This window comes from Sphingomonas sp. MJ1 (PH-R8) (genome assembly GCF_048058635.1).
GTDB lineage: Bacteria > Pseudomonadota > Alphaproteobacteria > Sphingomonadales > Sphingomonadaceae > Sphingomonas.
Window position 1 is genome coordinate 87,432 of sequence record NZ_JBBEFX010000003.1, and the last position, 20,511, is coordinate 107,942.

Here is a 20,511-nt window from a genome sequence, read left to right on the forward strand (position 1 = left end):
CGCCTGCGCGGGAGCACGGTTCCGGATTGAAGGCTCCGCAGGCCTGCATCCGCGTACCCCGGCGGAGGCCGGGGCCCAGTTGGGGGGCGTTGGTGAGGTGCGCCGGCCCTTGATGGGCCATCGCAACTGGGCCCCGGCCTCCGCCGGGGTACGGTACCCTCCGTGGGAGCCTATGCCAGCCGCGCCTTTGGAAACCGCGTCATGCGGCAGGCGAGGTCGGCTTCGCCCGAGGCGACGAGCCAGGCGTCGCCGGCGTCGACGATGCCGGTCGTGAACACCACCGGCTGCGGCAGATAGGCTTGGTGCGCAAACGGCGCGATTAGGTCGGGCGCGGCCTCCAGCACCGGCACCGTCTCCTCGCGCTCCAGGATGCGGGTGGGATCGTCGCCGTCGAGCAGCGCGCGATAGGTGCGATAGACGCCGACTGCGCCCTGCTTCTCGACGCCGTGGTAGAGCAGCATCCAGCCGCGGACCGTGCGCACCGGCGGGGTGCCGCCGCCGAGCTTGGAAGCGGCCGCGGCCTTCAGCGGTCGGATCGCAAAGTCGGCGACCGGGCGCCAGTGCAGCATGTCGGGCGAGGTCGCGAGGTTGATCGCCGGGCCGCCGGCATCGGCGTCGTCGGGCGGCATCGCGAACCAGGCGTCCGACAGCGGCCGGGTAAGGGCGAGGTGGCGGTCACCGACCGTGCCCTCGAACGGGATCATGTCCTTGTTGCCGTGGTCGAGCACCATTCCGTGGGAGCGCCAAGCAAGGCCGTCGTCGGAGTCGTACATGGCGGTGCACAGCCGCCCGCCGGACACCGCGCACACCGTCATCCACCAGCGATCGCCGATGCGGACGATGCGCGGGTCCTCGATGCCGTATTCGCCGTGGCGCGCATCGGGTTCGATCGCGCGGTCGTAATGAACGGCGACGATGCGCTCTCCTTCCGGGTCGAGCTCGACGGGCAGCAGCCACGACAGCGAGGTCAGCCCCAGGAAGGGATAGGCGCCGCCAGAGAGCACGAAGAAGCGCGGGTCGGCCACGTCTGCACCCGCGGCGTCAAAGGCGTCGAGCCGGTAGCCGGCGGGCGTCCAGCGGATCGAGCGGACCTGGCCGTCGCGGATCGGCTCGGCCAGCGCCTCGGCCACGCGCACCATCAGCAGCAGATTGCCGTTGGCGAGGCGGGTGAGGCCGGGGTTGAAGGCGCCGAGCACGAAGGTCGGCTCGGCGATGCCGCGGCGAAGGGGCGAGCGGGAAAGATCGATGTCGTCGGGGGCGAAGACGATCCGGTCGTCCGCCATGGTTCAGCTCGCCTGGAACCGGGTGTGGTGGCGGATCACTTCCTCGATGATGAAGCGCAGGAACTTCTCGGAGAATTCCGGGTCGAGGTCGGCGTCGCGGGCGAGCGCGCGCAGCCGGGCGATCTGGCGTTCCTCGCGGCCGGGATCGGCGGGGGGAAGATCCTTTTCCGCCTTGTAGCGGCCGACCGCCTGGGTGACCTTGAAGCGCTCCGCCAGCATGAACACCAGGGCGGCGTCGATGTTGTCGATGCTCTGGCGATAGCGGGCCAGCGTGTCGTCGGTCATCCTATTCCCTCCCTTGGTGCGCGCGCGGGCGCTTTTCGCGTCGCTTTCGGGCATGCGCAAGCCCGCCGGCCTTGCGTTCGTCCCGCGATGCAGCCACATCGGCCGGGCATGAGTGCCACCGTACACCGCCTCACCCCGACCGGTCGCGTGAAGGACCCGTCGCTCGATCCGATGATGACGCTCGTCGCCGGGGACATGGCGGCCGTCAACGCGGTGATCGTCGATCGCATGCAATCCAAGATCCCGCTGATCCCGGAACTGGCCGGCCACCTGATCTCGGGCGGCGGCAAGCGGATGCGCCCGATGCTGACGCTCGCGAGCGCGCAGCTGCTGGGGTACCACGGCACGCGCCACCACCTGCTCGCAGCGGCGGTGGAGTTCATCCACACCGCAACGCTGCTCCACGACGACGTGGTCGATGGCTCCGACCTGCGCCGCGGCAAGCGCACCGCCAACATCATCTGGGGCAATCCGGCGAGCGTGCTGGTCGGCGACTTCCTGTTCAGCCGCTCGTTCGAGCTGATGGTCGAGGCCGACAGCCTGGCCGCGCTCAAGATCCTGTCGAACGCCTCGGCGGTGATCGCGGAAGGCGAGGTCAACCAGCTGACCGCCGTGCGCCGGGTCGACCTGCACGAGGACCGCTACCTCGACATCATCGGCGCCAAGACCGCCGCGCTGTTCGCCGCCGCCTGTCGCATCGCCGCGGTGGTCGCCGACCGGCCGCAGGCGGAGGAGCTGGCGCTCGACGCCTATGGCCGCAACCTGGGCATCGCGTTCCAGCTGGTGGACGATGCGATCGACTATGTCTCGGACGCGTCGACCATGGGCAAGGACGCGGGCGATGACTTCCGCGAGGGCAAGATGACGCTGCCGGTGATCCTCGCCTATGCGCGCGGGGACGAGGCGGCACGCGGCTTCTGGCGCGACGCGGTGTCAGGCAGGCGCGCGAGCGATGCCGACTTCGCGCATGCCATCGAGCTGGTGCGCGGCAGCCGCGCTGTCGAGGACACGATGGCGCGGGCGCGCCACTATGGCCAGCGCGCGATCGAGTCGCTGGCGCCGTTTGCCGACGGCGCGGCCAAGGACGCGATGGTCGAGGCGGTCGAGTTCGCGGTCGCACGGGCGTACTAACTTGTACCCCGGCGGAGGCCGGGGCCCAGGTGGGATAGCGGCCGATGCAGGCGGCTTCATCCGCCGAGCCTTCCCAACTGGACCCCGGCCTCCGCCCGGGTACGGTTCGGAGGGGGGAGGAAGCGGCCCTTACGCCGCCCGCTTCTCCAGCGCCGAGGCGGCTTCTTCCATCAGCGTGGCGATGATCTCGGCGACCGGCTCCTCGGTCTTGACCATGCCGACCGACTGGCCGGCCATCACGCTGCCATGCTCGACGTCGCCGTCGATCACCGCACGGCGCAGCGCGCCCGCCCAGTAATGCTCGATCTGGAGCTGCGCCTCGGCCATCGCCAGCGCGCCTTCGTCAAGCGACTGGGCGACTTCGCGCTGCTTGGCGGTGAACAGCTCCGAGCCGGCGTTCTTGAGCGCGCGCACCGGGATCACCGGCAGGCGCGGGTCGATCTGGACGCTGGCGACCGCATCGCGGGCGGAGGCGCGGAAGAACGCCTTCTTGAAATTGGGATGCGCGATCGACTCGGTCGCACACGCAAAGCGCGTGCCGAGCTGGACGCCGGCGGCGCCCATGTCGAGATAGCCGGCGATCGCCTCGCCGCGGCCGATGCCGCCGGCGACGAATACCGGGACCTGTTCGGCGATCTCGGGTAGCATTTCCTGCGCGAGCACGCTGGTGGAGACCGGGCCGATGTGGCCGCCGGCCTCCATCCCCTCGATCACCAGCGCGTCGACGCCGGAGCGGATCAGCTTTTTCGCAAGCGCCAGAGCCGGCGCGAAGCAGATGACCTTGGCGCCCGACGCCTTGATCGCGCCGAGGCTGCCAGCCGGCGGAAGCCCGCCCGCGAGCACGACATGGCCGACCTGGTGGCGGGCGCACACTGCGATCAGTTCCATCAGCTGCGGGTGCATGGTGATGAGGTTGACGCCGAACGGCTTGGCCGTGAGCGCCCTGGTGGCGGCGATCTCGGCATCGAGCAGCTCGGGCGTCATCGCGCCGCACGCGATCACGCCGAACCCGCCGGCGTTGGAGATGGCGGCGACGAGGTTGCGCTCGGACACCCAGGACATGGCGCCGCACAGGATAGCGGTCTCGGTGCCGAGGAAGGCGGCGCCGCGGGCCATGCGACGGGCGAGGCGCTCGGCGCCGACGGAGGAAGTGGTAGTCATTTCGCGCCCCTAGCGTAGCGGATGGCGTTGAGCAAAGGAGACAAGCGATGCGGCAGGCGATCGGCGAGCTGGAGGTGCCCACGCGGGGGCAGGGGCTGGTGGAGGTGACGCGCGAGGTGTGCGGCTGGGTGGCCGAGCAGGACATGGCGACCGGGCTGCTGACGCTGTTCTGCCGGCACACCTCGGCATCGCTGCTGGTGCAGGAAAATGCGGCGCCGGAGGTACGCGACGACCTCCTGGCCTATTTCGCACGGATCGCGCCCGAGGACCGCAGCTATGCGCACGACGACGAGGGGCCGGACGACATGCCTGCGCACCTGCGCACGGCGCTGACGGGGGTGCAGCTGTCGATTCCCGTGGCGAATGGCCGCCCGGTGCTCGGCACTTGGCAGGGGATTTATCTGTTCGAGCACCGCCGCGCGCCGCATCGGCGGCGGATCGCGCTGCACCTGCTGGGGGAGTGAGCTCGCCGCCCGGTCAGGCGGCGGTGTCCTCCGCGTCCAGGCCATAGGCGGTGTGGAGCACGCGCACCGCCAGCTCGGTATAGTCTTCCTCGATCAGCACGCTGACCTTGATCTCCGAGGTGGTGATCGCCTGCACGTTGATGCCGCGGTCGCCCAGCGTCTTGAACATGGTGGAGGCAACGCCTGCATGGCTGCGCATGCCGACGCCGACGACCGAGATCTTGGCAACGCGGGTGTCGTGGACCAGCCGGTCGTAGCCGATCTTGCCCTTCTCGCGATCCAGCACGTCGAGCACCCGGGGAAGCTCGGCCTGGTTGATCGTGAAGGTGACGTCGGTCGAGCCGGTCGAGTGCGCCACGTTCTGCACGATCATGTCGACGTTGATGCCGGTGTCGGCGAGCGGGCCGAAGATGGCCGCCACTGCACCCGGGCGATCGGGCACCTCGGTCAGCGTGATCTTGGCCTCGTTCTTGTCGTGCGCGATGCCGGTAATGAGCTGGCGTTCCATGTCGTCCACTTCCTCTTCGCCCACGATCATCGTGCCCGGTTCCGCCGCCGCATCCGCGTCAGCAAAGGACGAGAGCACCTGGACGCGGACCCCTTCCTTCATCGCGAGCCCGACCGAGCGCGTCTGCAGCACCTTGGCGCCGACGCTGGCGAGCTCCAGCATTTCTTCATAGGTCACGCGCTTCAATTTGCGTGCCCGGGGCACGATGCGCGGGTCGGTGGTGTAGACGCCGTCGACGTCGGTGTAGATGTCGCAGCGGTCCGCCTTCATCGCCGCCGCCACCGCGACCGCCGAGGTGTCCGATCCGCCACGGCCGAGCGTCGTCACCCGGCCATTGTCCGCCAGCCCCTGGAAGCCTGGGATCACCGCGACCTCGCCGCCGGCCGTGGCGGCGAGCAGCGCCTGGGTGTCGATCTCGCCGATGCGGGCGGAGGCATGGGCGTCCGAGGTGTGGATCGGCAGCTGCCAGCCGAGCCAACTGCGCGCGGGCACCCCGATCGCCTGCAATGCGATCGCAAGCAGCCCGCTCGTCACCTGCTCGCCCGAGGCGACCACCACGTCATATTCGCGCGGGTCGTAGAGCGAGGAGGCTTCGCGGCAGAAATTGACGAGCCGGTCGGTCTCGCCGGCCATGGCGGAAACGACGACGGCGACCTGGTTGCCGGCTTCCCACTCGCGTTTCACGCGCTGGGCGACGCTGCGGATGCGCTCGATCCCGGCCATGGAGGTGCCGCCGAACTTCATCACGATGCGTGCCATGTACCGAGCGCCTCACCCCCTTGGGAACGTCGGGTTGCGCTGATAGGGAGGCGTCATGGTTATGGCAAGCGACGCGGCGCCCGAAGCGCGGGCAGCGAACGGCAGCGTGGTGGCGGCGGAGGCCGCGCATTTCGGCAAGCTGGCTGCGGACTGGTGGAACCCGCATGGCTCCTCGGCGATGCTGCACCGGCTCAACCCGGCGCGACTGGGCTTCCTGCGCCAGGCGATCGACGCGCATTGGGATGGTGAGGCCCAAGGATTCACGCCGCTGGCCGGCAAGACCGCGCTCGACGTCGGCTGCGGCGCCGGACTGCTCGCTGAGCCGCTCGCCCGGCTGGGCGCGGCGGTGACGGGGGTCGATGCGGCGCCGGAGAACATTGGCGCGGCGCGGGCGCATGCCGAGGCGCAGGGGCTCGCGATCGACTATGTGGCCGGCGGCGTTGAGGCGGTGGCGGGGCGGCAGTTCGACCTGGTCACCTCGCTGGAGGTGATCGAGCATGTCGCCGATCCTGCCGGATTCGTGGCCGGGCTCGCGGCGGCACTGGCGCCGGGCGGGTTGATGGTGGTGTCGACGCCCAACCGCACGCCCTTGTCGCGGCTGGCGATGATCACGCTGGCGGAAGGGATGGGCGCGATCCCGCGCGGGACGCACGACTGGGACAAGTTCCTGACCCCGGACGAGCTCACCGCGCTGCTCCGGGCCGAGGGGCTGACGGTGGGCGAGGTGCGCGGGCTTTCCTTCTCGGCGTCGCGCGGCTTCACCATCTCCAACGACACCCGGCTCGATTATCTCGTGACCGCCTGGAGGGGCTGAGGCGGTGGCAGCGCTCGACCGCTTCGTGGAGGCGCAGGCGGGCGTGTGGGCGCAGGCGCTCGCCGAGCTGAAGGCAGGGCGCAAGACCAGCCACTGGATGTGGTTCGTGTTCCCGCAGATCGCCGGGCTCGGCCGCAGCGAGACCGCGCGCTTCTATGCGATTTCGGATGTGGCCGAGGCGCGGGCCTATCTCGCGCATCCGCTGCTGGGAGCCCGGCTGCGCGAAGCGGCGGCGGCGCTGCTCGCGCATCGTGGGCGGTCGGCCGAGGCGATGCTGGGCGGGATCGATGCCATCAAGCTACGTTCCTCGATGACCCTGTTCGAGGCGGTGGCGCCGGAGGAGCCGGTGTTCGCGGCGGTGCTGGAGGCCTTCTTCTCGGGCCAGCGCGATCCGGAGACGGTGCGCCGGATCGGCTGACGCGGCCGCGGGAACTTCGCGCGGCGCGATCCTTTGTTTGCGGGCAACGCGCCAAGGAGCCCGCATGACCGACATTCGAGACGCCCATACTCAGGTCCTATCGCTTGCCGGTAGGCGGGTGGCGATCACCGGCGGCACCACCGGCATCGGCCGCGCGATCGCGGTGCTGCTCGCCTCGGAAGGCGCGCAGGTGTTCGTGTGCGGGCACGATTCGGACCATCTGGCCGATGCGCTCGCCCGCATCCGAGAGGTGGGCGAGGGCGATGGTGCGGTGCTCGACCTGGCGGAGCCGGACCATGCCCGCGGGTTCCTGGAGATCGCGCGCGAGCGGCTGGGCGGGCTGGACGCCGTGGTGCTGAACGCCGCCGTCGCCGCGTCCGGTATATCGGAGACGAGCGAGGCGGAGCTGCGGCATGCGATCGCGCTCAACTTCACCGCCTATCTGCTGGGCTCGCACGCCGCGGCCGATCTGCTGGAAGGCGAGGGTGACCTGGTGCTGGTGGGATCGATGAGCGCGCATGTGCTCGGCCCCGGTTCGACCATCTACGCCGGGATCAAGGCGGGCATCGCCGGCTTCTCCGAGGCGCTGCGGCGGGAGCTGGGGCCGAAGGGGATCCGGGTCGGCCTGGTGGAGCCGGGCAAGACCGGGTCCGACATGCAGCTGCCCGACGTGCCGGTCGAGAAGCAGCGCGAGCAGATCCGCGAGGAGACCATGCTGCGCGCCGAGGATATCGCGGTAGGCGTCCACTACATGCTCACCCAGCCGCGCCGCACCGTCGTGCAGCAGGTGGTGATTACGCCGCGCGCGCAGGCGGCCGAATGAACTTCGACGTCGACCGGCTGGTCTTCACCCCCGACGACGTGGACCTTTCACGGTCGCCGCTCGCGGGGCATCTCGACGCCGAAACCTATGTGCTGGGGGCGTTCAATCCGGGCCTGACTCGGTTGCCGGGCGGCAACCTGCTGATGATGGTTCGGGTGGCCGAGGCGCTGCGCAAGCCGATCCGCGGGGGCAAGGTCCATGCGATCCGCTGGGAAGGCGAGGAGGGAAGCTCCGGCCGCTATGTGCTCGACGGCTGGCCGCTCGAGCATGCGGACACCGCCGATCCGCGCAAGTTCCTGCTCCAGGGCAACAAGTGGCGGGTGATGGCGCTGACCTCGCTGTCGTGGCTGCTGCCGGTCGAACTCTCGCCCGACGGGCTGGAGGTGGTCGCCGTGCACTATGACCGGGCGGTGGCGCCGCAAGGTAGCTGGCAATGCTATGGCGTCGAGGATGCGCGGATCAGCCGCGTCGATGGTCGCTATTCGATGACCACCTGTTCGGTGAGCCCGGAGCGGCATTCGACCACGTTGTACAGTTCGGAAAATGGGCTCGACTGGCGGGTCGAGGACATGGTGCTCGACCACCAGAACAAGGACATGCTGATCTTCGAGGGCCAGGTCGACGGCCGCTACTGGGCGCAGACCCGGCCGCTGGGCGACCTGTACTTCGCCTATCCGCCCGACAGCGAGTGGCGCGCCGGGCCGTCGATCAACCTCGCGACCTCGCCCGACCTCTTGCACTGGAAGCCGTGCCGCAAGCCCGGCATCCGCCCGCACGCCGCGACGGTCGCCACCGCGCGCATGGGCGGCGGCACCCCGCCGATCCGGACCGAGCGCGGCTGGCTGAGCCTGTGGCACGGGGTTGAGCCGCACGAGATCGTCGGCATCTATCGCACCTATTGGACGATCCTGGACGCCGACGATCCGAGCCGTACCGTCGCCACCCAGCACCCGCCGCTGCTGGAGGCCAATCCGGAGCTAACCCGGCCGCTGGAGGACCAGATGTACGTGCGCGACGTGGTGTTCACCACCGGCATCGCCGAGCATGGCGACGTCTATGTGGTCGCGTCCGGGGAGGCGGACCTGGCGTGTCGGATCACGCATATTCCGAAGTCGGTGTTCGCCTGACACGACGGCCCAAAAAACTGCTTTAGTGTAATAGGACACCGCGCTAGCATCCTCTCCTCGGGGTGAGGGGAATTGAGAATGCTGGAGCTACGCAACGTCAGCCACGTCTATGGCAACGGGACGCGCGCGCTGGATGACGTGAGCCTGTCGGTGCCGACGGGCATGTTCGGGCTGCTGGGGCCGAACGGGGCGGGCAAGTCGACGCTGATGCGCACCGTTGCCACGCTGCAGACGCCGACCAGCGGCAGCATCACCTTTGGCGACATCGACGTGATCGCGGAGCCGGAGCGGCTGCGCGAGACGCTGGGCTACCTCCCGCAGGACTTCGGCGTCTATCCGCGCGTCTCCGCCTACGACATGCTCGACCACATGGCGGTGCTGAAGGGCATCGCCTCTGCTGCGGACCGGAAGGCGACGGTCGAGACGCTGCTCAACCAGGTCAATCTGTGGAACGTCCGCAAGAAGGCGATTGCGGGCTTTTCGGGCGGCATGCGCCAGCGCTTCGGCATCGCCCAGGCGCTGATCGGCAACCCGCGCCTCATCATCGTCGACGAGCCGACCGCCGGCCTCGACCCGGAGGAGCGCAACCGCTTCCTCAACCTGCTGGCCGAGATCGGCGAGAACGTTGTCGTGATCCTCTCCACCCACATCGTCGAGGACGTGGCGGATCTCTGCCCGCGCATGGCGGTGCTGGCCGCGGGCAAGATCCGGCTGGAGGGGGCGCCCCTGGAACTGATCGAGCAGGCGCGCGGCACCGTCTGGGCCAAGGCGATCCGACGCGATGAGTTGACCGAGGTGCGGGAGCGGTACGAACTGATCTCCACCCGCTTGTTTGCGGGGCGCACCATCGTCCACATCCTGTCCGAGGTCGATCCGGGCAACGGCTTCGAGCCGGTGCGCGGCGGGCTGGAGGACGTGTACTTTGCGACCCTGGCGCGCACCCGCCGCCCCGTCGACACCGCCGCCGCTGTCGCGGCCTGAGGGGAGGGCGTCCATGTTCGCCAAGATCGCGGGGTTCGAACTCCGCTACCAATTCGGCAGCCCGGTGTTCTGGGTCGTCGCGGCGCTGTTCTTCCTGCTGACCTTCGGGTCGGTCGCGAGCGAGAACATCCAGATCGGCGCGGGCGGCAACGTCCACGCCAACAGCCCCTTTGCCATCGTCCAAATCCACGCGATCTTTTCGCTGTTCTTCATGTTCGTGACGACTGCGTTCGTCGCGAACGTGGTGGTGCGCGACGATGAATCGGGCTTCGGCCCGATGGTGCGCACGACGCGCGTCACCCGGTTCCAGTATCTGATGGGGCGCTTCACCGGCGCCTTCCTGGCCGCGGCGGTGGCGTTCCTGGCGATTCCGCTGGCGATCTGGGTCGGGTCGCTGATGCCCTGGATCGATCCGGAGCGGCTGGGGCCGACGATCCCCGCCGCCTTCGCCTGGGCCTATTTCGTGGTGGCGCTGCCGAACCTGTTCCTTACCGCGGCGATCTTCTTTGCGGTGGCGACGGTCACGCGATCGATGATGGGCAGCTATGTCGGCGTCATCGTCTTCCTGGTCCTCTATGCCGTGATGAGCACCATGATCGGGCAGCAGCCGGAGTGGCGGCAGGTCGCGGCCTATGTCGAACCCTTCGGCGTCGCCGCGATCAGCAACGCGACCCGCTATTTCACCGCGGCGGAGCGCAACGCGATCCTGCCGCCGCTGGACGGTGCGCTGCTTGCCAACCGACTGATCTGGATCGGTGTCGCCCTGGCGGCGCTGGGCTTTGCCGTGGGGCGGTTCCGCTTTGCCGAGCGCGGCATCTCCAAGCGCCGCTTGCGCAAACAGGCGCGGCGCGAGGCGAAGCTGGGCCAGACCGCGCCGCGGCTGGTCGATCGGCTGCCCGCGCCCCAGCCGGACGGGGCGACCTGGGCGCGCCTCCTCACCCGGTGCCGCTTCGAGATGGCGCAGGTGTTCCGGAGCCCCGCCTTCCTGGTGCTGCTGGTCGTCGGCCTGTTCAACACGGTCGGCGCGCTGCTGTTCGCGGGCGAGATCTATGGCACGCCGGCGCGACCGCTCACCTTTGCGCTGATCGAGACGCTGACCGGCGGCTTCGGGCTGATCCCGATCATCATCGCCATCTATTATGCGGGCGAGCTGGTCTGGCGCGACCGCGACCGCAAGATCCACGAGATCATCGACGCGACCCCGCTGCCCAACTGGGCCTATATGGTGCCCAAGGCGCTGGCGGTGACGGGGGTGCTGTTCACCACCCTGCTGGCGGCGGCGGTGGCGGCGATGCTGGTGCAGCTGATCCGCGGCGGCGGCGAGGTGTCGCTCGCCGAATATTGGCGCTGGTACCTGCTGCCGCAGACCGTGGACATGGTGCTGCTGGCGATCCTTTCGGTGTTCGTCCAGGCGCTCAGCCCGAACAAATACGTCGGCTGGGCGATCATGGTCGTCTACATCGTGGCCACGCTGACGCTTAGCAACCTGGGCTACGAGCATCCGCTCTATCTCTATGGCGGCGGGCCGACGCCGCAGCTGTCCGACATGAATGGCGACCAGGTCGGCGGTGCCGCCGCCTGGTGGGTGCGCCTCTATTGGGGAGCCGCGGCGGTGATCCTGGCGACGCTCGCCCATCTGCTGTGGCGGCGCGGCACCGAGACCCGGCTGCTGCCGCGGTTGCGGCGGGTGCCCGCGCGCCTGCGCGGCGTGCCGGGGGTCATCATCGGCGTTGCGCTGGTGGCGTTCGTGGGGGTCGGCGCCTTCATCTTCTACAACACCAACGTCCTCAACGCATACCGCACCCGCGACGCCAACGAGCAGCGGATGGCGGAGTATGAAAAGAAGTACCTGCGCTACGAGAACGTCGCGCAGCCTTCGCTCACCGACGTTCGGCTGGCGATCGACCTGCATCCGTCCGAGCGGCGGATGGCGGTCGACGGGCTCTATCGCTTCGTGAACGACAGCGGCCGGCCGATCGAGACGCTGCACGTGCGCCTGCCGGATGCGGACACCAGGCTCGCCTCCGTCACCGTGCCGGGCGCCAGGCTGGTGAGCAACGACACGGAGTTCCAGTACCGGCTGTATCGCTTCGGCCAGCCGCTGGCGCCGGGTGCGACCGGCACGCTGCAGTTCCGCACCGAGCGGTCGCAGCGCGGGTTCCGCGCCACCGGCGAGGATACGCGGCTGGTGGCCAATGGCAGCTTCCTCAACAACTTCGACTTCGCGCCGCAGCTGGGGATGAACCGTGCAGGGCTGTTGACCGATCGGGTGACCCGCCGCCGCTACGGCCTGCCGTCGGAGCTGCGCATGGCCAAGCTGGAGGACCTCTCGGCCCGCCAGCGCAACTATCTGGCCAATTCCGACTGGGTGAATTCGGACATTACCGTCACCACCGATGCGCCGCAGGTGCCGATCGCGCCCGGCCGGCGGGTTTCGGACACGACCCAGGGCGGGCGGCGGACCGCGCATTTCGTCTCGACGGCGCCGATCCTGGCCTTCTTCTCGGTCCAGTCCGCCGACTATGCGGTGCGTCGGGACCGGCAGGGGCCGGTGCAGCTGGAAGTCTATTACCAGCCGAACCACGGCTTCAACGTGGACCGGATGCTCCAGGCGATGAAGCTGTCGCTCGGCTATTACGACAAGGCGTTCGGGCCCTATCAGTTCACCTATGCCCGCATCATCGAGTTCCCGGGCTATGACAGCTTCGCCCAGGCGTTCGCGGGCACCGTGCCCTACTCGGAGAAGATCGGCTTCATCGCCGACACGCGCGATCCGGACGAGATCGACTATGTCACCTATGTCACCGCGCACGAGCTGGGCCACCAATATTGGGCGCACCAGCTGATCAGCGCGGACCAGCAGGGCGGCACCGTGCTGGTGGAGACCATGGCGCAATATTCGGCGCTGATGGTGATGAAGCACCTGTACGGCGAGGATAAGATCCGCCGCTTCCTGAAGTACGAGCTCGACAATTATCTGCGCTCGCGCGGCAGCGAGGCGATCGAGGAGCTGCCGCTCGATCGGGTCGAGAACCAGGGGTACATCCACTACCGCAAGGGCGCGGTGGTGCTGTACCTGCTGCAGGACCGGCTGGGCGAGGAGCGGGTGAACGCGATGCTGCGCACGCTGCTCGACCGCCACCGGTTCAAGGGTGCGCCCTATGCCAACGCGATGGAGCTGGTCGACGGCTTCCGCGGACTGGCGCGCAACGCCGGCGAGCGGCAGCTGGTGGACGACCTGTTCGACCGCATCACCCTCTATGACCTCAAGCTCAAGGGGGCCAAGACCCGCAAGCTGCCCGATGGCCGGTATGAGACGGTGCTGACGATCGAGGGCGGCAAGGCCTATGCCGATGGGCGCGGCAAGGAGACGCAGGCGGCGCTGGACGACCAGATCGACGTGGGGCTGTTCACCGCGCGCCCGGGGCTGGGATCGTTCGATCGCGGCGATGTGCTGGTGATGGAGCGGCGGCCGATCCGCAGCGGGGTGCAGCAGCTGCGGCTGGTGACGGCGAAGCAGCCGGCGTTCGCAGGCGTCGATCCGTACAACAAGTACATCGACCGCAACAGCGACGACAATGTCGGGGCGGTGGAGTAGGGGCGGGTCCGCCGGGGGGCGCTCCCCCGGCGGAGCGCCTGAAAAAATTGACAATTGCGCGCGTTCGGGATAGGCGCCACGCCTTTCCTGCTCCGTGCATTATTTGAGGAAGCGACCATGGCGCGCGTCACCGTCGAGGATTGCGTCGACAAGATCCCCAACCGGTTCGACCTGGTGCTGATGGCAGCCCAGCGTGCGCGCCAGATTTCCGGCGGCGCCGAGCTGACGCTCGATCGCGACCGCGACAAGAACCCGGTGGTCGCGCTGCGCGAGATCGCCGAGGAGACGGTTCGGCCCGACCACCTCAAGGAAGCGGTCATCACCAGCATGCAGAAGGTGCAGATCGACGACGAGGAAGCACCCGACGAGATCGGTTCGCTGTCGGCATCGGCCGAGGCGCTGCGCCTCACCGCGGCCGCGCCGCCGCGCAATCAGAACGTCGGTGGCGACTACGAGGGCTGATCCCTCCACGTCGAAGGCCTGAAGAAGGGCGGCTCCGCTGGGGCCGCCCTTTCTTTTTGCGCGGAAGAGGGGTGTATCCTCCCGCAGTTCCTGCGGCATGTGCTCCTGCGCAGGCAGGAGCCTAGAGCCAGGAGGGGCAGCGCCCGTCACCCTGGGCTCCTGCCTGCGCAGGAGCACGCGTTCTCCCTGTGCCCACCGCACGTGCAAAAAAAGGCCGGTACGTTTCCGTACCGGCCCGAGGTCGTCCGCAGGAGGAACGTCGGGGGCGGCGGGCCCGTGCCCGCCGCCGATCTCAGTAGTTGTAGGCGCGCTCGCCATGCTCGCCGAGGTCGAGGCCCTCGATCTCGACTTCGGGGCTGACGCGGCCGCCGGTCACTGCCTTGGCGATGAAGAAGGCGATGGTGGTGCCGATCGCGGCCCAGGCGATGGTGACGACCACCGCGAGCAGCTGCACGCCGAGCTTGGCGCCCATGTCATAGTCGGCAGCGCCGGGGCCGCCGAGCGACGGGGCGTAGACGATGGCGGTGCCGATCGCGCCGACCATGCCGCCCACCCCGTGGATGCCGAAGGCGTCCAGCGAGTCGTCGTAGCCGAGCTTGGGCTTGAGGAAGGTTACCGCGAAGTAGCAGACGATCGAGGCGACCGCGCCCAGCACGATGGCGCCGAACGGACCCGAGTTGCCGGCGGCAGGCGTCACCGCGACCAGGCCGGCGATGATGCCCGAGCAGAAGCCCAGCGCCGATCCCTTGTGGCCCGAGAAGCGCTCCGCCAGCATCCAGAACAGGCCGGCCGAGGCGGTGGCGACGAAGGTGTTGATCATCGCGAGGGCCGCCGAGCCGTTTGCCTCCAGCGCCGAGCCGGCGTTGAAGCCGAACCAGCCTACCCACAGCAGGCCGGTGCCGATCATGGTCAGCGTCAGGCTGTGCGGGGCCATGCGCTCGGTCGGATAGCCGATGCGCTTGCCGATCAGGATCGCCAGCACCAGCGCCGAGACACCGGCGTTGATGTGCACCACGGTGCCGCCGGCGAAGTCCAGCGCGCCCATGTCGAAGAACCAGCCGCCGGTCGCCCAGACCATGTGCGCGATCGGCAGATAGACGATGGTGAGCCACACCAGCGCGAACAGCATGACGGCGGAAAATTTGATCCGCTCGACCACCGAACCCAGCACCAGCGCGATGGTGATCGCGGCAAAGGTCATCTGGAAGCAGATGAAGACATATTCGGGGATCTCGACCCCGGCGGTGAACGTCGCCGCCTGCGAGGCCGGCGTCACGCCCGCCAGGAAGGCCTTGCCGAAGCCGGCGATGAACCGGGCCGGCAGCGCGCCCTCGGGCCCGAAGGCCAGGCTGTAGCCGTACATGACCCAGATCAGCATGGCGAAGCAGGCGACGGCGCCGATCTGCGTCATCACCGACAGCATGTTCTTGGTGCGGGCGAGGCCGCCGTAGAACAGCGCCAGGCCGGGCAGGATCATCGCCAGCACCAGCACCGTCGAAATCATCATCCAGGCGGTGTCGCCCTTGTCGACGGTGGCGGCGGGCGCGGCGGCTGCCGGTGCCTGCAGGGCCGCGTCCTGCGCCCAGGCGGGCAGGGCGGCGAAGAGTGTCGTGCCCGCGGCGATCGCCAGGCCAGTCGGAAGCTTCATGATGTCCCCCTTCATCACAGCGCGGTCTCGTCGGTCTCGCCGGTGCGGATGCGCACGGCCTGACCGACGTCGAGTACGAAGATCTTGCCGTCGCCGATGGCGCCGGTGTTGGCCGAGGCCTGCACCGCCTCCACCACCCGCGGCGCGACATCGGACGCGCACACGATCTCGATCTTGATCTTGGGCACCATGTTGGTGCTGTACTCGGCGCCCCGGTAGATTTCGGTCTGGCCCTTCTGGCGGCCGAAGCCCTTGACCTCGGTGACGGTCATGCCCGCCACTCCGACTTCGGTCAGCGCCTCCCGCACGTCATCGAGCTTGAACGGCTTGATGATGGCGATGACGAGTTTCATATCGCGCCCCCTCGCTATGGTCCCGAGGGGTTCCTACGCAAAGGCCGTGCCAGACGGAGGCAAGGCGCCCCGCTGAGGCGCGGGAGGTGCCGCTGCTCGTTACGCCAGCGACAGGACCGATGCAGCTTTAGGCAGCTGCCCGAAAATCAGGCAGCGCGTTCGACGATCGCGCGGGCAGCGGCGAGATCCTCGTCGTCGACCATCACGCGGGTGGGGATCAGCAGCCAGCTGCCGTCGGCAATGCTCGCCTCTCCATCGAAGGCGACGGCGGGGATGCCTTCGCTCTCCAGCCGCCCGACCAGGATCTGTGCCTCGATCCTGGCGAAGCGGCCGAGTTCGACGAGCGCCATCAGGCGGCGGTGCCGCCGACCGTCAGCCCCTCGACCAGCAGGGTCGGCTGGCCGACGCCGGCGGGGACGCTCTGCCCGCCCTTGCCGCACATGCCGACGCCCTCGTCGAGCGCGAAGTCGTTGCCGATGCCGGTCACCTTGGTGAGCACGGTCGGGCCGTCGCCGATCAGCGTCGCGCCCTTGATCGGGGCGCCTAGCTTGCCGTTCTCGATGCGATACGCCTCGGTGCAGGAGAAGACGAACTTGCCCGAGACGATGTCGACCTGGCCGCCGCCGAACGACTTGGCGAAGATGCCCTTCTTCACGCGCGACAGCAGTTCGGCGGGATCGTCGTTGCCGCCGCGCATGAACGTGTTGGTCATGCGGGGCATGGGGGCGTGGGCGAAGCTCTCGCGCCGGCCGTTGCCGGTCGGGGCGACGCCCATCAGCCGGGCATTGAGGCGATCGTGGATATAGCCCTTGAGGATGCCGTCCTCGATCAGGATGTTCTCCTGGGTGGGCGTGCCCTCGTCATCGATCGACAGCGATCCGCGACGATCGGCGATTGAACCGTCGTCCACCACCGTCACGCCTGGGGCGGCCACGCGCTCCCCGATGCGGCCCGAAAAGGCGCTGGTGCCCTTGCGGTTGAAGTCGCCTTCCAGGCCGTGGCCGATCGCCTCGTGCAGCAGCACGCCGGGCCAGCCCGGCCCGAGCAGCACGGTCATTTCGCCGGCGGGCGCGTCGACCGCGTCGAGGTTGACCAGCGCCTGGGCAAGCGCGGTGTCGATCGCGCGGTTCCAGGTTTCGGGCTGGAACAGGTCGTCGTAAAGATAGCGGCCGCCGATTCCGAAGCTGCCGGTTTCGCGGCGGCCGTTCTGCTCGACCACCAGCGAGACGTTGAGGCGGACCAGCGGGCGTACGTCGGTGGCGACGAAGCCGTCAGGCCGCACGATCTCGACCACGCTCCACGAACCGCTGAGGCTGACGCTCGCCTGCACGACTCGCGGATCCCGCGCGCGGGCGGCGGCGTCGATCGTCTGGCACAGGTTCACCTTGTCGGCGAAGGGGACCAGGTCGAGCGGGTCGGCGGCGGTATAGAGATGGCGGTTGTTGCCGCGCGGTGGCGGCGCCTTGGCACCCTTGGCAAGATCGATCAGCGCCATGGTCTCGCCCGCGCGCAGGATCGCGGCTTCGCTGATCTCATTGGCGTGGGCAAAGGCGGTGGTCTCGCCCGACACGCCCCGCAGGCCGAAGCCCGAGGCGGTGTCGTAGCTCGCGGTCTTCAGCCGGCCATCGTCGAAGCCGAACGCCTCCGCCCGGCGATATTGCAGGTAGAGCTCCCCATCGTCGGCCTGCGCGAGCGTGCGCGCGGCGAGGCGGGAGGCAGCGGCGGGGTCGAAGCCGTCGCGATAGAGGAAGGCGCGGGGATCGGAGGGGGTCATGCCCTCCGATATAGGAGACCTAGAGGCTGGCGCCAGACGCGATGTCGGGGAGCGTCGACTGGTCGACGCCGTCCGCGGGGCCGCCGATCAGCACGAAGCGGCGGTCGCAATAGCCGCAGTCGACATAGCCATGCTCGTCGATCTGCAGCCACACGCGCGGGTGGCCGAGCGCAGGGGCGATCTCCCCGGCACCGTCGCAGGCGACGCGGGGGGTGGTGACGCGGAGGACTTCGGACGGCGGAATCATGGGAGAGGCGATAGCAAGGCGCCCGGCGCTCGACAATGCTGGAGCGTGCCCGATCGCCGTTTCGCAACGCCGGGGATTGGCGATTCGTGCCGCGAGGCCTATCCGCTTGCGCTATGACCCAGGCCGCGATCAGCATCCGAGACCTTTGCAAAACCTATGCGGGCGGCAAGCGCGCGCTCGACGGCGTCACCTTCGACGTGCCGCGCGGGGAGATCTTCGGACTGCTGGGGCCGAATGGCGCGGGCAAGTCGACGCTGATCAACACGCTGGCCGGGCTCGTGCGCAAGACCAGCGGCACGGCGGAGATCTGGGGCTTCGACATCGATCGCCACCCGCGCAACGCCAAGGCGTCGATCGGGATCGTGAACCAGGAGATCACCTTCGATCCCTTTTTCACGCCCTCCGAGACGCTGGAAAACCAGGCGGGCCTGTACGGCGTTCCGAAGGCGCAGCGGCGGACGATGGAGCTGCTGCGCGCGGTGCACCTGGAGGACAAGGCCGACGCCTATGCCCGCAGCCTCTCGGGCGGCATGAAGCGGCGGCTGATGGTCGCCAAGGCGATGGTGCACTCGCCGCCCGTGCTGGTGCTCGACGAGCCGACCGCGGGCGTCGACATCGAGCTTCGCCAGCAGCTGTGGGCCTATGTCCGCCAGTTGAACGACGCCGGGGTGACGGTGGTGCTGACCACCCATTACCTGGAGGAGGCCGAGGAGCTGTGCGATCGCATCGCGATCATCAATCACGGCCGCCTCATCGCCAACGAGCCGACCCGTGCGCTGGTGGGGATGGCGCAGGAGAAGCTGGTCGAGGTGACGGTCGACCGTGATCTCGCCGCGCTGCCGGAGGCGAGCTGCTTCAGCAAGATCGAGCGCAAGAGCGACCGCGTGCTGGCGATCACCTACCGCAAGGACGTGGCTAATGCCGGCGAGGTGCTCGCCGCGGTGACGCGCGACGGCTATGGCATCGTCGACGTCTCCACCAAGGAAGCCGACCTGGAGGACGTGTTCCTCAACCTGACGCGCGCCCACGGGTGAGCGATCCCCGCCAAAGCGACGTCCTGATCGTCGGGTCGGGCGCGGCCGGGCTGACCGCCGCGCTCAACCTGGCGGAGCGGTTCCAGGTGACGGTGCTCGCCAAGGGGCGGCTGGACGAAGGCTCGACCGCCTGGGCACAGGGCGGGATCGCGGCGGTGCTGGAGCCGGGCGACACGTTCGAGAACCACATCGAGGACACGATGGTGGCGGGCGCGGGGCTCAACGACCGCGCCACGGTGGAGTTTGTTGTCGAGAACGCACCGGCGGCGATCGAGCGGCTGGCCGAACTCGGCGTGCCGTTCAACGACGGCGACGGGGACGATCGCTGGCACCTGACGCGCGAGGGCGGGCATTCGCACCGCCGCATCGTCCATGTCGACGATGCGACCGGTCGCGCGGTGCAGGAGGCGCTGATCGCCGCCGCCCAGGCGCATCCCAACATCACGCTGGTGCCCGACATGGTCGCCGTCGACCTCGCCACCAGCCGCCACGAGCTGCGCTATTCGGGCGCGGGCCGGGTGTGGGGCGCCTATGCGCTCGATCGCACGACGGGACGCGTTGCGCTGTTCACCGCCCGTGCGACGATCCTGGCGACCGGGGGCGCGGGGCGGACCTATCTCTTCTCCACCGCGCCGGGCGGGGCGACCGGCGACGGCATCGCCATGGCGTGGCGTGCGGGATGCCGCGTCTCCAACATGGAGATGATGCAGTTCCACCCGACCTGCCTCTACAATCTGGAGGTCAAGAACTTCCTGATTACGGAAGCCGTGCGCGGCGAGGGCGGGCGGCTGCTCAACCCGCGCACCGGCCACCGCTTCATGCCCGACATCGATCCGCGCGCGGAACTCGCCCCGCGCGACGTGGTGGCGCGGGCGATCGATGCGGAGATCAAGCGCTTCGGCCTCGACTACGTCCATCTCGACATCAGCCATATGCCGGCGGACTTCGTGCGCGGGCATTTCCCCAACATCCACGACAAGCTGCTGGGGCTGGGCATCGACATGACGCGCCAGCCGATCCCGGTGGTGCCGGCGCAGCATTATACCTGCGGCGGGATCGTCGTGGACCTGGACGGGCGCACCGACCTGCCGGGCCTCTATGCGGCGGGCGAATGCACCGAGAGCGGGCTGCACGGCGCCAACCGGCTGGCGTCCAACTCGCTGCTCGAATGCTTCGTGTTCGGCGAGGCGGCAGCCCAGCATATCGCGACCCACTGGGACGAACTCGCGCCGCCGCCGCCGATCCGCCCCTGGGACGAAAGCCGGGTTGCGGATTCGGACGAGGAAGTCGTCATCAAGCAGAACTGGACCGAGATCCGCCGGTTCATGTGGAACTACGTCGGCATCGTACGCACCACCAAGCGGCTGGAGCGCGCGCAGCACCGCATCGCGATGCTGACCGAGGAAGTGAACGACTATTACGGCCATTTCCGGGTGACACCGGACCTGATCGAGCTTCGCAACCTGCTTCAGTCGGCCGAGCTGATCGTGCGCTGTGCGCTCCATCGCAAGGAGAGCCGTGGGCTGCACTATACGCTCGACTATCCCGAGACGCTGCCGGAGGCGGTCGACACGGTGCTGGTGCCCTGAACCCCGGCGCTACCGAAGCTCTTGGAATCCGGCGCCCTTTCGCAAATCTTCA

Annotated in this window: 20 protein-coding genes; 11 read left to right on the forward strand and 9 right to left on the reverse strand. The window is 68.8% G+C overall.

All coding sequences use genetic code 11. The features are described from left to right. Positions 1-170: 170 nt before the first annotated feature. On the reverse strand, positions 171-1,283 hold the full coding sequence (locus tag VPH46_RS03605) for a glycosidase (protein WP_416608962.1): 1,113 nt from the start codon (positions 1,281-1,283) through the stop codon (positions 171-173). Between the two features lie 3 nt (positions 1,284-1,286). Next, a complete protein-coding gene (locus VPH46_RS03610; protein WP_125960230.1) occupies positions 1,287-1,568 on the reverse strand; it encodes a chorismate mutase in 282 nt (93 codons plus the stop codon). A 108-nt stretch (positions 1,569-1,676) separates the two neighbouring features. Between VPH46_RS03610 and VPH46_RS03615 the strand changes: the two genes are divergently transcribed. Next, positions 1,677-2,699 carry a polyprenyl synthetase family protein gene (locus tag VPH46_RS03615; RefSeq protein WP_416608964.1) on the forward strand — a complete coding sequence of 341 codons (1,023 nt, stop codon included), beginning with the start codon at positions 1,677-1,679 and terminating at the stop codon, positions 2,697-2,699. A gap of 129 nt (positions 2,700-2,828) precedes the next feature. Here VPH46_RS03615 and VPH46_RS03620 read toward each other — a convergent pair whose 3' ends face one another. Beyond that, positions 2,829-3,860, reverse strand: a complete 1,032-nt coding sequence (locus VPH46_RS03620; RefSeq protein WP_416608966.1) for an NAD(P)H-dependent flavin oxidoreductase — start codon at positions 3,858-3,860, stop codon at positions 2,829-2,831. A 47-nt stretch (positions 3,861-3,907) separates the two neighbouring features. Between VPH46_RS03620 and VPH46_RS03625 the strand changes: the two genes are divergently transcribed. Next, the gene (locus VPH46_RS03625) at positions 3,908-4,324 is read left to right on the forward strand and encodes a secondary thiamine-phosphate synthase enzyme YjbQ (protein WP_416608968.1); all 417 of its coding nucleotides are present in this window, start codon (positions 3,908-3,910) and stop codon (positions 4,322-4,324) included. A 13-nt stretch (positions 4,325-4,337) separates the two neighbouring features. Here the strand turns inward: VPH46_RS03625 and VPH46_RS03630 are convergent, their stop codons facing one another. Further along, a complete protein-coding gene (locus VPH46_RS03630; RefSeq protein ID WP_416608970.1) occupies positions 4,338-5,591 on the reverse strand; it encodes an aspartate kinase in 1,254 nt (417 codons plus the stop codon). Between the two features lie 61 nt (positions 5,592-5,652). Between VPH46_RS03630 and ubiG the strand changes: the two genes are divergently transcribed. From ubiG to rpoZ, 7 genes are all read left to right on the forward strand, one after another. Next, positions 5,653-6,405, forward strand: coding sequence for a bifunctional 2-polyprenyl-6-hydroxyphenol methylase/3-demethylubiquinol 3-O-methyltransferase UbiG (ubiG, locus tag VPH46_RS03635; protein WP_416609277.1), 753 nt, complete (start codon positions 5,653-5,655; stop codon positions 6,403-6,405). A 4-nt stretch (positions 6,406-6,409) separates the two neighbouring features. After that, the gene (locus tag VPH46_RS03640; RefSeq protein ID WP_416608973.1) at positions 6,410-6,823 is read left to right on the forward strand and encodes a DUF1810 domain-containing protein; all 414 of its coding nucleotides are present in this window, start codon (positions 6,410-6,412) and stop codon (positions 6,821-6,823) included. A 64-nt stretch (positions 6,824-6,887) separates the two neighbouring features. After that, complete coding sequence (locus tag VPH46_RS03645; RefSeq protein ID WP_416608975.1) at positions 6,888-7,646, forward strand: SDR family oxidoreductase; 759 nt, start codon at positions 6,888-6,890, stop codon at positions 7,644-7,646. After that, on the forward strand, positions 7,643-8,773 hold the full coding sequence (locus VPH46_RS03650; RefSeq protein ID WP_416608977.1) for a glycosidase: 1,131 nt from the start codon (positions 7,643-7,645) through the stop codon (positions 8,771-8,773). The genes VPH46_RS03645 and VPH46_RS03650 overlap by 4 nt, the downstream gene beginning before the upstream one ends. Before the next feature lie 78 nt (positions 8,774-8,851). Next, a complete protein-coding gene (locus tag VPH46_RS03655; RefSeq protein ID WP_416608979.1) occupies positions 8,852-9,754 on the forward strand; it encodes an ABC transporter ATP-binding protein in 903 nt (300 codons plus the stop codon). A gap of 13 nt (positions 9,755-9,767) precedes the next feature. Next, on the forward strand, positions 9,768-13,352 hold the full coding sequence (locus tag VPH46_RS03660; RefSeq protein WP_416608981.1) for an ABC transporter permease/M1 family aminopeptidase: 3,585 nt from the start codon (positions 9,768-9,770) through the stop codon (positions 13,350-13,352). A gap of 117 nt (positions 13,353-13,469) precedes the next feature. Beyond that, entirely contained in the window at positions 13,470-13,814 is a 345-nt protein-coding gene (rpoZ, locus tag VPH46_RS03665) for a DNA-directed RNA polymerase subunit omega (protein WP_239433941.1), read from the forward strand. A gap of 292 nt (positions 13,815-14,106) precedes the next feature. Here the strand turns inward: rpoZ and VPH46_RS03670 are convergent, their stop codons facing one another. From VPH46_RS03670 to VPH46_RS03690, 5 genes are all read right to left on the reverse strand, one after another. Beyond that, positions 14,107-15,462: an ammonium transporter gene (locus tag VPH46_RS03670; protein ID WP_416608983.1), complete on the reverse strand. Its 1,356-nt coding sequence runs from the start codon at positions 15,460-15,462 to the stop codon at positions 14,107-14,109. Positions 15,463-15,476: 14 nt separating this feature from the next. Beyond that, positions 15,477-15,815 carry a P-II family nitrogen regulator gene (locus VPH46_RS03675; RefSeq protein ID WP_125960242.1) on the reverse strand — a complete coding sequence of 113 codons (339 nt, stop codon included), beginning with the start codon at positions 15,813-15,815 and terminating at the stop codon, positions 15,477-15,479. Between the two features lie 146 nt (positions 15,816-15,961). Then, on the reverse strand, positions 15,962-16,165 hold the full coding sequence (locus VPH46_RS03680; protein WP_416608985.1) for a DUF2007 domain-containing protein: 204 nt from the start codon (positions 16,163-16,165) through the stop codon (positions 15,962-15,964). After that, on the reverse strand, positions 16,165-17,589 hold the full coding sequence (gene tldD / locus VPH46_RS03685) for a metalloprotease TldD (protein ID WP_416608987.1): 1,425 nt from the start codon (positions 17,587-17,589) through the stop codon (positions 16,165-16,167). The genes VPH46_RS03680 and tldD overlap by 1 nt, the downstream gene beginning before the upstream one ends. 19 nt (positions 17,590-17,608) lie before the next feature. Then, positions 17,609-17,836: a zinc-finger domain-containing protein gene (locus VPH46_RS03690; RefSeq protein WP_125960245.1), complete on the reverse strand. Its 228-nt coding sequence runs from the start codon at positions 17,834-17,836 to the stop codon at positions 17,609-17,611. Between the two features lie 113 nt (positions 17,837-17,949). Here VPH46_RS03690 and VPH46_RS03695 point away from each other — a divergent pair, with 113 nt between their 5' ends. Both VPH46_RS03695 and nadB read left to right on the forward strand, forming a co-directional pair. After that, positions 17,950-18,870, forward strand: a complete 921-nt coding sequence (locus tag VPH46_RS03695) for an ABC transporter ATP-binding protein (protein WP_416608990.1) — start codon at positions 17,950-17,952, stop codon at positions 18,868-18,870. Next, a complete protein-coding gene (gene nadB / locus VPH46_RS03700) occupies positions 18,867-20,459 on the forward strand; it encodes an L-aspartate oxidase (RefSeq protein ID WP_416608992.1) in 1,593 nt (530 codons plus the stop codon). Before VPH46_RS03695 ends, nadB begins: the two co-directional genes overlap by 4 nt. Positions 20,460-20,511 lie beyond the last annotated feature (52 nt).

What these genes read in the sequence shown, in the direction of transcription:
- tldD (WP_416608987.1), bottom strand. Translation starts at nt 17,589, where the DNA reads ATGACCCCCTCCGATCCCCGCGCCTTCCTCTATCGCGACGGCTTCGAC.
- VPH46_RS03645 (WP_416608975.1), top strand. Translation starts at nt 6,888, where the DNA reads ATGACCGACATTCGAGACGCCCATACTCAGGTCCTATCGCTTGCCGGT.
- VPH46_RS03660 (WP_416608981.1), top strand. Translation starts at nt 9,768, where the DNA reads ATGTTCGCCAAGATCGCGGGGTTCGAACTCCGCTACCAATTCGGCAGC.
- VPH46_RS03655 (WP_416608979.1), top strand. Translation starts at nt 8,852, where the DNA reads ATGCTGGAGCTACGCAACGTCAGCCACGTCTATGGCAACGGGACGCGC.
- VPH46_RS03625 (WP_416608968.1), top strand. Translation starts at nt 3,908, where the DNA reads ATGCGGCAGGCGATCGGCGAGCTGGAGGTGCCCACGCGGGGGCAGGGG.
- VPH46_RS03695 (WP_416608990.1), top strand. Translation starts at nt 17,950, where the DNA reads ATGACCCAGGCCGCGATCAGCATCCGAGACCTTTGCAAAACCTATGCG.
- VPH46_RS03630 (WP_416608970.1), bottom strand. Translation starts at nt 5,591, where the DNA reads ATGGCACGCATCGTGATGAAGTTCGGCGGCACCTCCATGGCCGGGATC.
- VPH46_RS03615 (WP_416608964.1), top strand. Translation starts at nt 1,677, where the DNA reads ATGAGTGCCACCGTACACCGCCTCACCCCGACCGGTCGCGTGAAGGAC.
- ubiG (WP_416609277.1), top strand. Translation starts at nt 5,653, where the DNA reads ATGGCAAGCGACGCGGCGCCCGAAGCGCGGGCAGCGAACGGCAGCGTG.
- VPH46_RS03620 (WP_416608966.1), bottom strand. Translation starts at nt 3,860, where the DNA reads ATGACTACCACTTCCTCCGTCGGCGCCGAGCGCCTCGCCCGTCGCATG.
- VPH46_RS03670 (WP_416608983.1), bottom strand. Translation starts at nt 15,462, where the DNA reads ATGAAGCTTCCGACTGGCCTGGCGATCGCCGCGGGCACGACACTCTTC.
- VPH46_RS03650 (WP_416608977.1), top strand. Translation starts at nt 7,643, where the DNA reads ATGAACTTCGACGTCGACCGGCTGGTCTTCACCCCCGACGACGTGGAC.
- VPH46_RS03610 (WP_125960230.1), bottom strand. Translation starts at nt 1,568, where the DNA reads ATGACCGACGACACGCTGGCCCGCTATCGCCAGAGCATCGACAACATC.
- rpoZ (WP_239433941.1), top strand. Translation starts at nt 13,470, where the DNA reads ATGGCGCGCGTCACCGTCGAGGATTGCGTCGACAAGATCCCCAACCGG.
- VPH46_RS03675 (WP_125960242.1), bottom strand. Translation starts at nt 15,815, where the DNA reads ATGAAACTCGTCATCGCCATCATCAAGCCGTTCAAGCTCGATGACGTG.
- VPH46_RS03680 (WP_416608985.1), bottom strand. Translation starts at nt 16,165, where the DNA reads ATGGCGCTCGTCGAACTCGGCCGCTTCGCCAGGATCGAGGCACAGATC.
- VPH46_RS03605 (WP_416608962.1), bottom strand. Translation starts at nt 1,283, where the DNA reads ATGGCGGACGACCGGATCGTCTTCGCCCCCGACGACATCGATCTTTCC.
- VPH46_RS03690 (WP_125960245.1), bottom strand. Translation starts at nt 17,836, where the DNA reads ATGATTCCGCCGTCCGAAGTCCTCCGCGTCACCACCCCCCGCGTCGCC.